This is a genomic window from Poseidonibacter lekithochrous (genome assembly GCF_013283835.1).
GTDB classification, from domain to species: domain Bacteria; phylum Campylobacterota; class Campylobacteria; order Campylobacterales; family Arcobacteraceae; genus Poseidonibacter; species Poseidonibacter lekithochrous.
In genome coordinates this window covers 3,128,721-3,142,048 of sequence record NZ_CP054052.1, presented here as the reverse complement: position 1 = coordinate 3,142,048, position 13,328 = coordinate 3,128,721, and the positions used below count along the sequence as shown (strand labels likewise).

At 29.7% G+C, this 13,328-nt stretch carries 15 protein-coding genes; 11 read left to right on the top strand and 4 right to left on the bottom strand.

All coding sequences use genetic code 11. The annotated features are described in order from the left end of the window. From ALEK_RS15205 to ALEK_RS15195, 3 genes are all read right to left on the bottom strand, one after another. Complete coding sequence (locus ALEK_RS15205; protein WP_228146302.1) at nucleotides 1-324, bottom strand: hypothetical protein; 324 nt, start codon at nucleotides 322-324, stop codon at nucleotides 1-3. A 77-nt stretch (nucleotides 325-401) separates the two neighbouring features. Further along, the gene (ndk, locus tag ALEK_RS15200) at nucleotides 402-815 is read right to left on the bottom strand and encodes a nucleoside-diphosphate kinase (protein ID WP_071627572.1); all 414 of its coding nucleotides are present in this window, start codon (nucleotides 813-815) and stop codon (nucleotides 402-404) included. Nucleotides 816-931: 116 nt separating this feature from the next. Then, the gene (locus ALEK_RS15195; protein ID WP_071627573.1) at nucleotides 932-1,207 is read right to left on the bottom strand and encodes an NADH-quinone oxidoreductase subunit I; all 276 of its coding nucleotides are present in this window, start codon (nucleotides 1,205-1,207) and stop codon (nucleotides 932-934) included. 313 nt (nucleotides 1,208-1,520) lie between these two features. On the opposite strand from ALEK_RS15195, the gene ALEK_RS15190 reads away from it, so the two are divergent. The 6 genes from ALEK_RS15190 (at nucleotide 1,521) to ALEK_RS15165 (ending at nucleotide 7,658) form a co-directional block, all read left to right on the top strand. Continuing rightward, a complete protein-coding gene (locus ALEK_RS15190; protein ID WP_071627574.1) occupies nucleotides 1,521-2,117 on the top strand; it encodes a peroxiredoxin in 597 nt (198 codons plus the stop codon). 197 nt (nucleotides 2,118-2,314) lie between these two features. Continuing rightward, the gene (rho, locus tag ALEK_RS15185; protein WP_071627575.1) at nucleotides 2,315-3,643 is read left to right on the top strand and encodes a transcription termination factor Rho; all 1,329 of its coding nucleotides are present in this window, start codon (nucleotides 2,315-2,317) and stop codon (nucleotides 3,641-3,643) included. Nucleotides 3,644-3,861: 218 nt separating this feature from the next. After that, nucleotides 3,862-4,818: a methionine ABC transporter ATP-binding protein gene (locus ALEK_RS15180; protein WP_071627576.1), complete on the top strand. Its 957-nt coding sequence runs from the start codon at nucleotides 3,862-3,864 to the stop codon at nucleotides 4,816-4,818. Continuing rightward, nucleotides 4,818-5,456, top strand: coding sequence for a methionine ABC transporter permease (locus ALEK_RS15175; RefSeq protein ID WP_071627577.1), 639 nt, complete (start codon nucleotides 4,818-4,820; stop codon nucleotides 5,454-5,456). Before ALEK_RS15180 ends, ALEK_RS15175 begins: the two co-directional genes overlap by 1 nt. Nucleotides 5,457-5,467: 11 nt before the next feature. Beyond that, complete coding sequence (locus tag ALEK_RS15170; RefSeq protein ID WP_071627578.1) at nucleotides 5,468-6,274, top strand: MetQ/NlpA family ABC transporter substrate-binding protein; 807 nt, start codon at nucleotides 5,468-5,470, stop codon at nucleotides 6,272-6,274. Between the two features lie 175 nt (nucleotides 6,275-6,449). Beyond that, the gene (locus tag ALEK_RS15165; protein ID WP_164072452.1) at nucleotides 6,450-7,658 is read left to right on the top strand and encodes a sensor histidine kinase; all 1,209 of its coding nucleotides are present in this window, start codon (nucleotides 6,450-6,452) and stop codon (nucleotides 7,656-7,658) included. On the opposite strand, the gene ALEK_RS15160 is transcribed toward ALEK_RS15165, so the two are convergent. After that, nucleotides 7,648-8,307 (bottom strand): uracil-DNA glycosylase family protein, encoded by a 660-nt coding sequence (locus ALEK_RS15160; RefSeq protein ID WP_071627580.1) that lies wholly within the window; start codon nucleotides 8,305-8,307, stop codon nucleotides 7,648-7,650. The two genes, ALEK_RS15165 and ALEK_RS15160, sit on opposite strands and share 11 nt — an antisense overlap. 91 nt (nucleotides 8,308-8,398) lie before the next feature. On the opposite strand from ALEK_RS15160, the gene murI reads away from it, so the two are divergent. The 5 genes from murI (at nucleotide 8,399) to hemC (ending at nucleotide 13,289) form a co-directional block, all read left to right on the top strand. Beyond that, complete coding sequence (gene murI, locus ALEK_RS15155) at nucleotides 8,399-9,196, top strand: glutamate racemase (RefSeq protein WP_071627581.1); 798 nt, start codon at nucleotides 8,399-8,401, stop codon at nucleotides 9,194-9,196. Further along, entirely contained in the window at nucleotides 9,193-11,226 is a 2,034-nt protein-coding gene (locus ALEK_RS15150; protein ID WP_228146303.1) for a DNA polymerase III subunit gamma/tau, read from the top strand. The genes murI and ALEK_RS15150 overlap by 4 nt, the downstream gene beginning before the upstream one ends. A gap of 97 nt (nucleotides 11,227-11,323) precedes the next feature. After that, nucleotides 11,324-11,497 (top strand): hypothetical protein, encoded by a 174-nt coding sequence (locus ALEK_RS15145; RefSeq protein ID WP_164072453.1) that lies wholly within the window; start codon nucleotides 11,324-11,326, stop codon nucleotides 11,495-11,497. Between the two features lie 12 nt (nucleotides 11,498-11,509). Further along, entirely contained in the window at nucleotides 11,510-12,346 is an 837-nt protein-coding gene (locus ALEK_RS15140; protein WP_071627582.1) for a DsbA family protein, read from the top strand. Between the two features lie 4 nt (nucleotides 12,347-12,350). Beyond that, nucleotides 12,351-13,289 carry a hydroxymethylbilane synthase gene (hemC, locus tag ALEK_RS15135; RefSeq protein WP_071627583.1) on the top strand — a complete coding sequence of 313 codons (939 nt, stop codon included), beginning with the start codon at nucleotides 12,351-12,353 and terminating at the stop codon, nucleotides 13,287-13,289. Nucleotides 13,290-13,328: the final 39 nt, after the last annotated feature.

Below are 13,328 nucleotides of genomic sequence, written 5' to 3'. Positions count from 1 at the left end.
TTAAAATTCTTGTTCGTAATCATTATCTTGCGTACATTTGTCACAAAGATAGTAATCACTTTTTATTGACTCAATTTCACTTCCGATGATTTCATCAAAATCGATAATACTATTGTCTATTTCTATTACTAAATCTTCCGATTCAGTATCTTGATAAATACCATCACTTAATAAAAAGTTAGCCTTTTCATTAATAGTAATGCTATCAGTAATACCACATCTGCAACAATCAATAGTAGTATTACCATTTAATACTGCATCAATTTTTACTAACGATTGCGATATTTTACAAAAAGTACCTGAAATTTCTACTGAATCAAGCACGGAGCTGAATTCTTTGGGGCTTTGAGGTACTTTTTTAAATTCTATTTTCATTGTAAACTAGTTTAATTAACTAATTATTAACAAATTTCTCTGTCAGAGAAGAAGAATTTAATTTCGTTTGCTGCATTCTCAACAGAATCAGAACCATGTACTGCATTTGCATCAATAGATTCAGCGAAATCTGCTCTAATTGTACCAGCTTCAGCTTCTTTAGGATTAGTAGCACCCATTAAGTCTCTATTTTTAGACATTGCATTTTCACCTTCTAAAACAGTTACAACAACTGGTCCAGAAATCATGAAAGATACTAAGTCACCAAAGAATGGTCTCTCAGCGTGTACTGCATAGAATGCTTCTGCATCTGCTTTGCTTAATTGCATTTTTTTAGTTGCTGCTACTCTTAAGTCTGCTGCTTCAAATCTTGATAAGATTTGACCAACAACGTTTTTAGCTACCGCGTCAGGTTTGATGATTGAAAGTGTTTGTTCCATATTTATCCCTAATATTTTTTTAAGTCGCGGATTATACCTAATTAAATAAAAAAAGGCAAGTAGTAAAAAATACTACTTACCTTTTGAATAAATATTTGTTAAGTTTTAACTAAAAATTAGTCTTCAACAACAGGTGTATTTGGCTCACCTCTGTCATCTTTTTCAACTGATCCAGAACCAACTTCGTCCCATTGGATACATCCCTCAGTTGGACATGCTTCAGCACATGCTGGTTCGTCATTGTGTCCTACACACTCAACACATTTATCAGCGTATACGTAATAAGTATCTTCACCAGTTGGGTTATCGTCGTTATCAACAATTGCTTCTACTGGACACTCGTCTAAACATGCGTCACAGCTAATACAGATATCAGTAATTTTTACTGCCATAGTATATCTCCTATTTAAAATTTATAAAACTTTATCACAGTAAATATAAAATTTTCTTTAAAAGAGAAAATTTATCAAGTGAGAGAGCAGAAGTACGGTAAAATCGAAACAGTCACTATTTAGCATATTAAAAATGATAATGATTATTGTATTGATTTTATAGAAAACTTAAAAAAAAGAACTAGTTAAGGATAAAATTTATCTTAAGATAAAAATTATACAAATTTTAAAATTTAAGGAAACTTGTAGTTTATTTTAAAAAAATTTAGTATATAATTACGGCAACAATTTAAAAATAATCAAAGGAAATAAAATGTTAGTAACTAAAAAAGCTCCAGATTTTACAGCAACAGCTGTACTTGCAGACGGTCAAATTGTAGAAGATTTTAATTTATATGAAAATATCGGTGAAAATGGTGCAGTATTATTCTTTTATCCATTAGACTTTACTTTTGTATGTCCATCTGAAATCATTGCATTCTCAAAAAGAATTGAAGAATTTACATCTAGAGGTGTTAATGTAATTGGTGTTTCTGTTGATTCACAATTCTCACACTTCGCATGGAGAGAAACTGACGTTAATAATGGTGGAATCGGAAGAATTTCTTACCCATTAGTTGCAGATTTATCTAAGCAAATCTCTAGAGATTACGATGTATTATTTGGTGATGCAGTAGCTTTAAGAGGTTCTTTCTTAATTGACAAAGACGGAACAGTTAGACACGCAGTAATCAATGACTTACCATTAGGAAGAAACATTGACGAAATGATTAGAATGGTAGATACTATGTTATTTACTAACGAGCACGGTGAAGTTTGTCCTGCTGGTTGGAATAAAGGTGACGAAGGTATGAAAGCTTCTACTGAAGGTGTAGCTGAGTACTTAGGTAAACACGAAGGTGATTTATAATATTAGAATAGTTTAACTATACTATACTTATATAAGGTGTCAATTTTTGGCACCTTTTTTTATGCTTATTTCAATTTAATTGACAAATATCTAAATAAAGACTACAATTACGCTATTACTAATTAAAAAAACTACAAAAACTACAAATAAACTACTACATATATGATATGTAAAATCAAAAAAGGTTAACATTACTCATGGAAGAGTCAAAAACTCAGAGCAAAGCAAAAGCTACTACTGCTAGAAAAACAAGAACGCACATTCCTGTTGAGGGATACAAAATTGAACAACTTAGAGAACTACCACTTGAGCAACTTCTAGATATTGCAAAAGAATTAGATGTAGAAAACCCACAAGAACTTAAAAGACAAGATTTAATGTTCTCGATTCTTAAAAATCAAATTGATGCAGGTGGATTTATTTTATTCACTGGTATTTTAGAGATTAAAGAAGGTGGATTTGGATTCTTAAGGGCAATCGATGGTAACTTCTCAGATACATCAAATGATTCTTATGTAAGTGCTACTCAAATTAGAAAATTTGCACTAAGAACAGGAGATATCGTAACTGGACAAGTTAGACCTCCAAACAAAGAAAGTGAAAAATACAACGCTTTACTTAAAATTGAAGCAATTAACTACTTACCAATCAAAGCATCAAAAAACAGACCATTATTTGACAACTTAACTCCTTTATACTCAACTGAAAGATTTAGTTTTGAGTATGATTCTAAAAGAATGACAGGAAGAATGTTAGATTTATTTGCTCCTATGGGTAAAGGGCAAAGAGGTCTTATTGTTGCTCCTCCTAAAACTGGTAAAACCGAGTTATTAAAAGAGCTAGCTCATGGTATTAGTAAAAATCATCCTGAAGTATCTTTAATGGTACTATTAATTGATGAAAGACCTGAAGAGGTTACTGATATGCAAAGAAGTGTTAAAGGTGAAGTTTATTCATCTACTTTTGATTTACCTGCACATAATCATGTTAGAGTTGCTGAAATCGTAATTGAAAAAGCAAAAAGACTTGTAGAAATGAAAAAAGATGTAGTTATCTTATTAGATTCTATTACAAGATTAGCAAGAGCATATAATACTGTAACACCAAGTTCTGGAAAAGTACTTTCAGGTGGGGTTGATGCAAATGCTTTACATAAACCAAAAAGATTCTTTGGTGCTGCTAGAAATATTGAAGAGGGTGGTTCTTTAACTATTATCTCAACTGCATTAATTGAAACTGGTTCTAAAATGGATGAAGTTATCTTTGAAGAATTCAAAGGAACAGGAAACTCAGAAGTTGTATTATCTAGAAATGCAGCTAACAAAAGAGTTTATCCAGCACTTGATATTATTAAATCAGGTACTAGAAAAGAAGAATTACTTCTTACTCCTGAAGTGTTACAAAAAACTTGGATTCTTAGAAATGCTATTGCATCTATGGATGAAGTTGAAGCACTTAAATTCTTATATTCAAAAATGCAAAAAACTCCAAACAACGAAGCTTTCTTCGCTGGAATGAACGAATAGAAAAGAGAAGTTTTTAACTTCTCTTTTTTTATACCTAATACATAAATCCTCACATCTTTAAATAAATAATACTAGTTATTCCAAATACTATAGTAATATAGTCAATTTTATTTCCTATAAATCTTCATTAAAATTGCATAAAATTACATTTAAATGTCTTCTTTAACACATCTTTTATTCATTTTTTAATACTATTGCATCACGAATAAGGACAAAAATTGATAAATATTAAAAATCTGAATAAGCACTATGGTGACGTAAAAGTTTTAAATAATATTTCTATTGATATTAAAAAAGGTGAGATTTTTGCCATTGTTGGACACAGTGGTGCAGGAAAATCTACATTAATGAGATGTATTAATGGACTTGAAGATTATAGTGATGGTTCATTACAAGTTAACAATAAAGAGATTAAAACTCTTAAGAAAAATGAATTAAGAGAATTTAGAAAAAATATTGGAATGATATTTCAACACTTTTCATTAATTCAAAGAAAAACTGTATTTGAAAATGTTGCTTTACCAATGCAACTTTGGGGATACAGTAAAGATGAAATTTCTAAAAAAGTAAAAGATTTATTATCATTAGTTGGATTAGATGAAAAACTTCAATCATATCCTAGTGAATTAAGTGGTGGACAAAAACAAAGAGTTGCAATTGCAAGAGCTTTGACTTTGGATCCAGAAGTTTTACTTTCAGATGAAGCAACATCAGCACTTGACCCAAATACAACTACATCTATTTTAAATTTATTAAAAGAGATTAATGAAAAACTAAATATTACAATTGTTTTAGTTACACATGAAATGGAAGTTGTAAAACAAATTGCTCAAAAAGCTCTTTTATTAGAGCATGGAAATATTATTGGTTTTGATGATACTGAAGAGTTGTTTTTGAAACCTGATGAGAAAATGAAAGAATTTTTAGGTGAAACAGAAGTAGTTCCAGAGGATGGAGTAAATATTAAAATTTATTTCCCAAAAGATAATGCTTTCCAATCATTTATTACAAAAATGGCAAGAGAGTTAGATATGGACTTTAATATTGTATGGGGAAAACTTGAAGAAATTAATACTCATATTGTTGGAAATATGGTTATTAATATTAAACAAAGTGATAAAGAAAAAGTTACGAACTATATAAAAGAACATGAAATTATTTGGGAGGTATTATAATGGTTGATATTTTATTACCTGCATTAGGTGAAACTGTTTATATGTCATTAGTTTCGACATTTTTTGCTGTTGTTATTGGATTTTTCTTAGCAATTATTCTGATTTTAACATCAAAAGGTGGATTAAGAGAAAATCTAAAAGTATATTCAATATTAGATGTTGTAATTAATACTTTAAGATCTTTTCCTTTTATTATTTTAATGATTGTTCTTTTCCCTGTTACAAAGTTTTTAATTGGAAAAAGTATTGGTACAAGTGCTGCTATTATTCCTCTAACTATTGGAGCTGCTCCTTTTATTGCAAGACTTATTGAAAGTGCATTAAAAGAGGTAGATAAAGGTGTTGTTGAAGCTGCTAAGTCTTTTGGGGCTAGTGATTTTCAAATCATTTTCAAAGTGATGTTAATAGAAGCATTACCTGCAATTATTTCAGCAATTACTTTAACATTAATTACTGTTATTGGTTTCTCAGCAATGGCTGGAGCTGTTGGTGGTGGAGGTCTTGGAGATGTAGCTATTAAATATGGTTACTACAGATTCCAAACAGATACTATGATTTACACTGTATTAATCTTAATTGCATTAGTACAAGTCTGCCAAAGTTTTGGTGACTATTTATACAAAATTACAAAAAAATAAGGAGAATATATATGTTTAAAAATATTTTAAAATTAGCATTAGTTGCTGTTGTTGCATTAGCATTTACAGCTTGTACTGATTCAAAAGAATCAAAAGTAGAGAAAAAAACAGTTATTAAAGTTGGAGCTACTCCAGTTCCTCATTCAGAGATCTTAGAGATTGCACAAACTTTATTAAAAGCTAAAGGTTATGAATTACAAATCGTTGAATTTACTGATTATGTTACACCAAACATTGCTGTTGATGAAGGTGAACTTGACGCTAACTTTTTCCAACATTTACCATACTTAGAAGAGTTTAACAAAAACAAAAATACTAAATTAGTAAAAACTGTTAATGTTCACTTAGAACCAATGGGTGTTTACTCTAAGAAAATTGAAGCATTAAATGAATTAAAAGATGGTGCTACAATTGCAGTTCCTAATGATCCTACAAATGAAAGTAGAGCATTAAATATTTTAGAAGAACAAGGTTTATTAACTTTCAAAGATGTTAAATTTAAAACTGCACTTGATATTGATAAGAATCCAAGAAACTTCCAAATCAAAGAGTTAGATGCTCCTCAATTACCAAGAGTTTTAGATGAAGTAGATGCTGCTGTTATTAATACTAACTATGCTTTAGCTGCTAATTTAAATCCATTAAAAGATGCTTTAGTAATTGAATCTAAAAACTCTCCTTATGCAAACATTCTTGTTGTAAAAGAAGGTAATGAAAACAAAGATTACATCAAAGCATTAAATGAAGTATTAAACTCAAATGAGATTAGAAACTTTATTAATGACAAATACAAAGGTTCTATTGTAGAAGCTTTCTAATATAATTCTTTAGAACTTGCGATTTTTTGTATTGCAAGTTCTAAAATTCCCCTTTTCTCTATACTTCTCTTAAACTTTTTTCGCTACTATTTATCAAATTGTATTTTTTATTATATAACACCCCAAAAAAACAGTATTTAATAAGTAATTAACTTATTTTTTAAGGATATTTGAATTGAACGAACTATCGATTTCGTATAAATGTCAAAACTCAATTGGAAACAGTTTGAAGCTTGATGAGATGATTGGCGAAACCTTAGAAACTTTTATAGATGAAACAAAAGCTACTTATGCTAGTTTCTATCTTCTTGATAATAAACATAATAAAAATATCGCATCACTTGGTAAAACAATAGATTATGATGTGAATAACTTACTTCAACAAACAAATGAAAATAAAATTAATATATATAAATATGATGAAGTATTTAATCTTTTATTATACAAATTAGAAAAAGGTCTAATGGTCTGCTCTTATGAGAAAGATTCTGACTTTTCTTTTTTAGAATCGATTTATGAAAGCTTACGAAAAAAATTAAATATGAGTATTAACTCATGTATAAATATGATGAACCTAGAAAACGAAAATAAAAAACTAAGTTCTAAAGCTTCTAAATTAGAAGAAAGAATTAAAAAAGAAAAAGATTTAAACAAGAAAAAAGATAAACAAATATTTGAGCAAATGAAAATGGCTCAAATGGGCGATCTTATTGGTAATATTGCCCACCAATGGCGACAGCCCTTAAGTATTATTTCAACTGCTGCAAGTGGTATGAAAATAAAACAAGAACATGATATGTTAAGTAATGAAGACTTTAGTTCTTATGCAAATAAGATAGTAGAAAACACTCAGTTTTTATCTACAACTATTGATGAATTTAGAGACTATATTCAAGAAAGTCACAAAGAAAAAGATGTGATTATTCAAGATAGAGTGAAAATGGCTTTACAAATAATTGAGCCTAGTTTTGCTGTATCTGAGATAAAAATAATTGAAGGTAATATTGAAGAAGAATCTATATCTTTTAGACTAATATCAGGAGAATTACTTCAAGTATTAATCTCTATTTTAAATAATGCAAAAGATGCATTATGTGAAAATAAAATAGAAGATAAATGGGTAAAATATTCTGTAGGAAAAAAAGAAGATAAAATTATAATTACTATTGAAGATAATGCTGGAGGAATTCCCAAAGAGATTAAAAACAAAATTTTTAATCCATATTTCACTACAAAAGATAAAAACGTAGGTACTGGTATTGGATTATATAACTGTTTTAATATCGTTACTAAAAGCTTAAAAGGTAATCTTACTTTTGGTAATACACAACTTGGAACAAAGTTTATTATTGAACTTCCAATTTACGAAGTAACTACAAATTAAAAACTTTCTCATACTGTTCAACTCTAAAATCAAAAGTTGAATAGTTTGGGTTTTCACTCTTTTTGCTTTTATATAAAGCATTTGCCCCAATAGACCTATTAGCAGCATTTGATGGAGATGTTAAAGATATAGTTCTAATAACTCTGTTATCATATGTAAACTCATGAACTTTTGGTATTTCACTAGAAACTACCTCATATTTAATCTTCTCTTTTTTTAGTACTTGTCTCAAAAAATACTCAGGGCCATTTTTAGAATTCCCACCTGTGAAAATAAGAGTATCTATGGTTTTATATTCTTTGATATATCCTAGAATATCTCGTAATATTATATCTTTCATTCCCAAATCACTTGCATCTATTTTTTCTCTTTTACAAGAAGATACAATATCACAAACCCCAATTTTCTTAGAGATTAAAAACTCTTTTCTCATATTAACTGCTTCTTGTGAGTTATTATAAATCAGATTTAAATTATAGATTCTATCAAGGCTTTTCCATAACATTCCATCTTGTGAACCATAACAAAAAAGCACATCATTTATTTTGTATTCTTTAGTACAAAATCTAGGTGGTGGGAGAGTTCCTACTATTACTTTTTTTGTATCTTGGTGTAAAAATGGTTCGTATGGATGAAAGTGAGAAAACAAAATCTTGCCTTTGGTTTTAAAGTAGGTTAATTTTAACATATTAGTTATAACTTTTTTGATATAATCTCATAAATTAAGTATAAGGTGTCATTTGAAAGTAGGGGTTTTTGATTCTGGTCTTGGTGGTCTAACAATTGTTAGGGCTATTACAGATATTTTTAAGGGTGCAGATATATATTATGTGGCGGATACAGCCTATGCTCCTTATGGTCAAAAAACTACAAATCAAATACTAGAACGTTCCAAACAAATTACAGATTTTTTAATAGAAAATCATGATATTGATGTATTAGTAGTTGCTTGTAATACAGCAACTTCTGCATCTATTATGTATTTAAGAGAAGTTGAAAAAACTCTAATGGTTGTAGGAACAGAACCTGGTATTAAACCGGCAATTGAAACAACAAAAACTTCAAAGATTGGGGTTTTAGCGACAACTGCTACTTTGAATGGTGATAAGTACCAAGTACTTGTAGATAAGTTATCAAAACAAAAAGAAGTTACTCTTTTTGAGCAAGCATGCCCAGGTTTAGTTGAGCAGATAGAAAATGGTGATGTTTTACATGAAAAAACAAAATCAATGCTTTCTTCTTGGCTTGAACCTATGAGAGAAAATAGTGTAGATACTATTGTTTTAGGTTGTACTCATTATCCTTTGGTTTCTGATGTAATTCAAGAAGTTATGGGTTATGAAGTAAAACTAATAGAAACAGGCTCAGCCATTGCAAAGAGACTAAAAAGTCTAAGTTGTGAAAATGGACATGTGAATGAAGGTAATCTTAACATCTCTATACTACATACTGGAAGTATAAATACAAATATGATAGATATGATATTTGAAAACAGTAAACAAAATGAAAAAATTATAATTAGGAAATGTGAAATATGAGTGATATGATGGAAAAAAGAGTTTTAGCGTTAAAGTATAGACCTCATAGATTTGAAGATTTAGTAGGTCAAAGTACAGTTTCTCAAACTTTATCATTAGCGTTAGATTCAAATAGATTATCTCACGCATATTTATTCAGTGGATTAAGAGGAAGTGGTAAGACTTCTACTGCTAGAATCATGGCAAAAGCTTTATTATGTTTTGAGGGTCCTACTTCAAAACCATGTGAAGTATGTGATAATTGTAAAAGTGCAAATGCAAATAGACACTTGGATATTATAGAAATGGATGCTGCTTCAAATAGAGGTATTGATGATATCAAAGACCTGATTGAGCATACAAAATACAAACCAAGTTCTGCTAGATTTAAAGTATTTATAATCGATGAAGTTCATATGCTTACTACTCAAGCATTTAATGCTTTATTAAAAACACTAGAAGAACCTCCTGGATTTGTGAAGTTTATTCTTGCAACTACAGACCCACTTAAATTACCTGCAACAATTCTTTCAAGAACTCAGCATTTTAGATTTAATAAAATTGCATCTTCTGATGTAATTCATCATTTATCACATATTTTAAATGAAGAAAATATTGATTATGAATCATCTGCTTTAGAGATTTTAGCAAGAACTGGACAAGGAAGTTTAAGAGATACTTTAACTATGCTTGACCAAGCTATTATTTTCTCAAAAGGAAAAGTAACTACATCTGCTGTTGTTGATATGCTTGGACTTATTGACCCTGAAGTAATGGACAAAATATTTACTGTTGTATTAAATAAAGGTGACATTACTACTATTGTAAGAGAGTTAGAAAACTATGAAGTATCACAAGTATGTGATGAAATGACAATTTTCTTAAAACACAAAATGTTAGCAAAAGATACAAGATTTGATTTACTTTTATTTGATAGATTCTTTAGAATTTTAAGTGATGCAAAACAATTACTTGCTATGAATTCTGATGGTGGATTTGTACTTATTTTAACATTAATGAAAATGGTAGAAGCTGTTGATATTAAAACTATTGACGATATTATCAATCAAATTCAAAGAATTGAACCAAGTCAAGATGTTGCACCAATGGTAGTACAATCACCAGTGGCTCCTGTAGCACCTCTAGTTGAACCAACACCAGTAATACAAGAACCAACTCCTGTAAAAGAAGCTGAAGCAGTTGTTTCTGCTCCTATTGTTGAAGAAAAGATAGTTGAAGAAGTAAAAAATGAAACACCTATTGAAGAGAGATCAACAGTAGAAGAAGAGTTGAAAAATATTGTAGTTGAAGGTGTTGTTAACTCTAATCCTTTTGATGATATGCCAAGTTCAGCTCCAAGTGTTACACCAATTCCTGAGCCTATTATGATGCCAGATGATTTACCTGAAACTAAAATAGAAGAGTTAACACCAGCTGATGAAGTATTAGTAGAGTCCACTTCTTTTGTAGATTTAGGTTTAGTAGATGCTATTGAAACTGTGTCTTATCCTAATCCTTTTGATGAGGGAATGTCTGCACCTATTGAAAACCAACCAGTACCAGAGCAAACTCAAGCTATGCAAACGCCAACACCAGTAGTTGAGCAAAAACAAGAAGAGCTTATAACTCCACCTGCACCTAATGAGAGTTTAGAAACAGTAGTTGATGAAGCAGTAAAAGAAATAGTTTCTCAAGAAGTTGAAGTTCAAGCAGTTGAGCAACAAGTACCATTTAATCCAAGTGCAGATGTTGAAGTTGTACCTGTTGAAGAACCAATACCAAGTAAAAAAACTGAAGTTGTAGAGAATGTTTTATATATTAAATTAACTGAAAAAGTTTATGATAGAGATTATTCACTTGGTGAATGTTTTGAGAAAAACTTTATTTTCAGAGGTTTTACTGATAATAAACTTTCAATTGCTTCTTATGCTCAAGGTGATGATAGAAAATTCTTATATAAACACTTTGCTTTAATAAGAACATTTGCTCAAGATATCTTTGGAAACGAAGTTGAGCTAGATTTTAAAAAGGAAGAACCCCGACAAGCTTAAACCTAAAAAGGTCATTCAAGCCCCTCCTAAGGAAGCACAACAAAATATTCAAAATGAAGCGCCAATAGAGAATAATAATTCTAATGATTCTGGTTCTATGATTGAAGATGTTGAAGTGGGTTCTGGTTGTGTTGCAGATATGCATAAGACAGCTAAACCAACTCTTTCACAAAAAGAGTTACAATTAAACGATATTATTAACTCTCCTATGCTTAATAAAGCAAAAGAGTTACTTGATGTTAAGAAAATTACAGTTAAATCTAGAAGTTAAAGGAAATATTTTATGAAGATAGCTTTTAAATTATTATGTTCGTCCATTTTATGCTCAACTTTTTTATTTGCAAATGCTGATGACAATGTAATAGATTTTGAAATAAATAGATTAGAAAAGAACCCTGATATTGAAGTTCTAAGTGTAGAAATAGCTACAAAAAAAGAACTACCAGTAAAAGGTTGGAATGGGTACATCTTAGATGTAGAAGCAAAGGTTAAATCTAATAAAGTAATTAATGCAAAAGATGTACTTTTCTCTGATGGAGAGTATATTGCTCTTGATTTATTAGATGCTAAAACTGGAAAATCTTTAAAAGATATTGTAACTCCAAATTTGACAGCTAATTACTATGATGAATCTAAGTTAATTGCTGGAAATCATAAGGCAAAAGATAAACTAGTAGTTTTCTCTGATCCTTTATGTCCATTTTGTATGGATTATATCCCAGATGTAATAAAGTATGTGAATAAAAATAGTAATAAAATTGCATTATACTATTATCATTATCCTTTGTTAAAATTACATCCAGCAGCAGGTCCTTTATCAAAAATAATGGAAGTTGCTAAACATCTAAATATCAAAAATCTTGAATTAAGAGTTTATGAGATGGATTGGGATAAATACTTCAAATCTAACGAAAGAGATGAAGCAAAGATTTTAAAAGCATTTAACACTGAATTTAAAACAAATATCACACTAAAAGATATTTCAATTTATAAAGTAAAAAGTGAATTAAACTCTGATATCCAAATGGGTAAAGACGTTATGGTTAGTGGTACACCGTCAATTTTTGTTAATGGTGTAAAAGATAATACAAGATTAAAATTTGAGACATTAGGAAAATAGAAGTATGGAAAAATTAGTTATTGCAACAAGAAGAAGTCAATTAGCATTATGGCAAAGTGAATATATCAAAGCGAAATTACAAGAACATTATCCAGATATGGAAGTTGAACTTCAAGAATTCGTAACAAAAGGTGATAAAATCCTTGATGTTCCTTTAGCAAAAATTGGTGGGAAAGGTCTTTTTACTAAAGAACTTGAACTTGCTATGTTAAATGGTGATGCGCATATTGCTGTTCACTCATTAAAAGATGTACCAACTAAATTTGAAGAGGGATTAGAACTTGGAGCTGTTACAAAAAGATTTGATGCTAGAGATGCTTTATTAAGTAATAAATATGCTTCTTTTGAAGATTTACCGCAAGGTGCTGTTATTGGTACTACAAGTTTAAGAAGAAGAATGGCAATTAAACTAATCAGACCTGATATTGAACTTTTGGATTTAAGAGGAAATATTAATACTAGAATTGCTAAGTTAAATGCTGGTGAGTATGATGCAATTATTCTTGCAACTACAGGGGTTCAAAAATTAGGAATTGAAAATGAAGTAAAATACTTTACTCCTATTTCAACTGATATTATGATTCCTTCTATGGGACAAGCAACTTTAGGAATTGAAGTTACTTCTAATGAAGAGATTAAAAAAATTGTTTCTGTATTAAATGACAAAGATGCACATATTGAATCTACAATTGAGAGATCTTTTGTTGATACTCTACAAGGTGGGTGTCAAGTGCCAATAGGTGTAAAAGCTACAATCTTAGATGATAAAGAGATTAGACTTCAAGCAATCGTTGGAATGCCTGATGGAACTGAGACTATTAAAGATGATATTAAAATATCAATTGATGATTACGAGACTGCTGGAATTGAACTTGCAAAAGTTTTCATCTCAAAAGGTGCAAAAGAACTTCTAGAAAGAGCTGAAAAAGTAGCTTTTAAATAAACCACTTAGATTAAGAGGAACTTTTCCTCTTAATACTCA

Excerpts from the sequence above, each read along its gene's own strand:
- ndk (WP_071627572.1), bottom strand. The coding sequence starts at position 815 with ATGGAACAAACACTTTCAATCATCAAACCTGACGCGGTAGCTAAAAAC.
- ALEK_RS15195 (WP_071627573.1), bottom strand. The coding sequence starts at position 1,207 with ATGGCAGTAAAAATTACTGATATCTGTATTAGCTGTGACGCATGTTTA.
- ALEK_RS15190 (WP_071627574.1), top strand. The coding sequence starts at position 1,521 with ATGTTAGTAACTAAAAAAGCTCCAGATTTTACAGCAACAGCTGTACTT.
- rho (WP_071627575.1), top strand. The coding sequence starts at position 2,315 with ATGGAAGAGTCAAAAACTCAGAGCAAAGCAAAAGCTACTACTGCTAGA.
- ALEK_RS15175 (WP_071627577.1), top strand. The coding sequence starts at position 4,818 with ATGGTTGATATTTTATTACCTGCATTAGGTGAAACTGTTTATATGTCA.
- ALEK_RS15170 (WP_071627578.1), top strand. The coding sequence starts at position 5,468 with ATGTTTAAAAATATTTTAAAATTAGCATTAGTTGCTGTTGTTGCATTA.
- ALEK_RS15150 (WP_228146303.1), top strand. The coding sequence starts at position 9,193 with ATGAGTGATATGATGGAAAAAAGAGTTTTAGCGTTAAAGTATAGACCT.
- ALEK_RS15145 (WP_164072453.1), top strand. The coding sequence starts at position 11,324 with ATGATTGAAGATGTTGAAGTGGGTTCTGGTTGTGTTGCAGATATGCAT.
- ALEK_RS15140 (WP_071627582.1), top strand. The coding sequence starts at position 11,510 with ATGAAGATAGCTTTTAAATTATTATGTTCGTCCATTTTATGCTCAACT.
- hemC (WP_071627583.1), top strand. The coding sequence starts at position 12,351 with ATGGAAAAATTAGTTATTGCAACAAGAAGAAGTCAATTAGCATTATGG.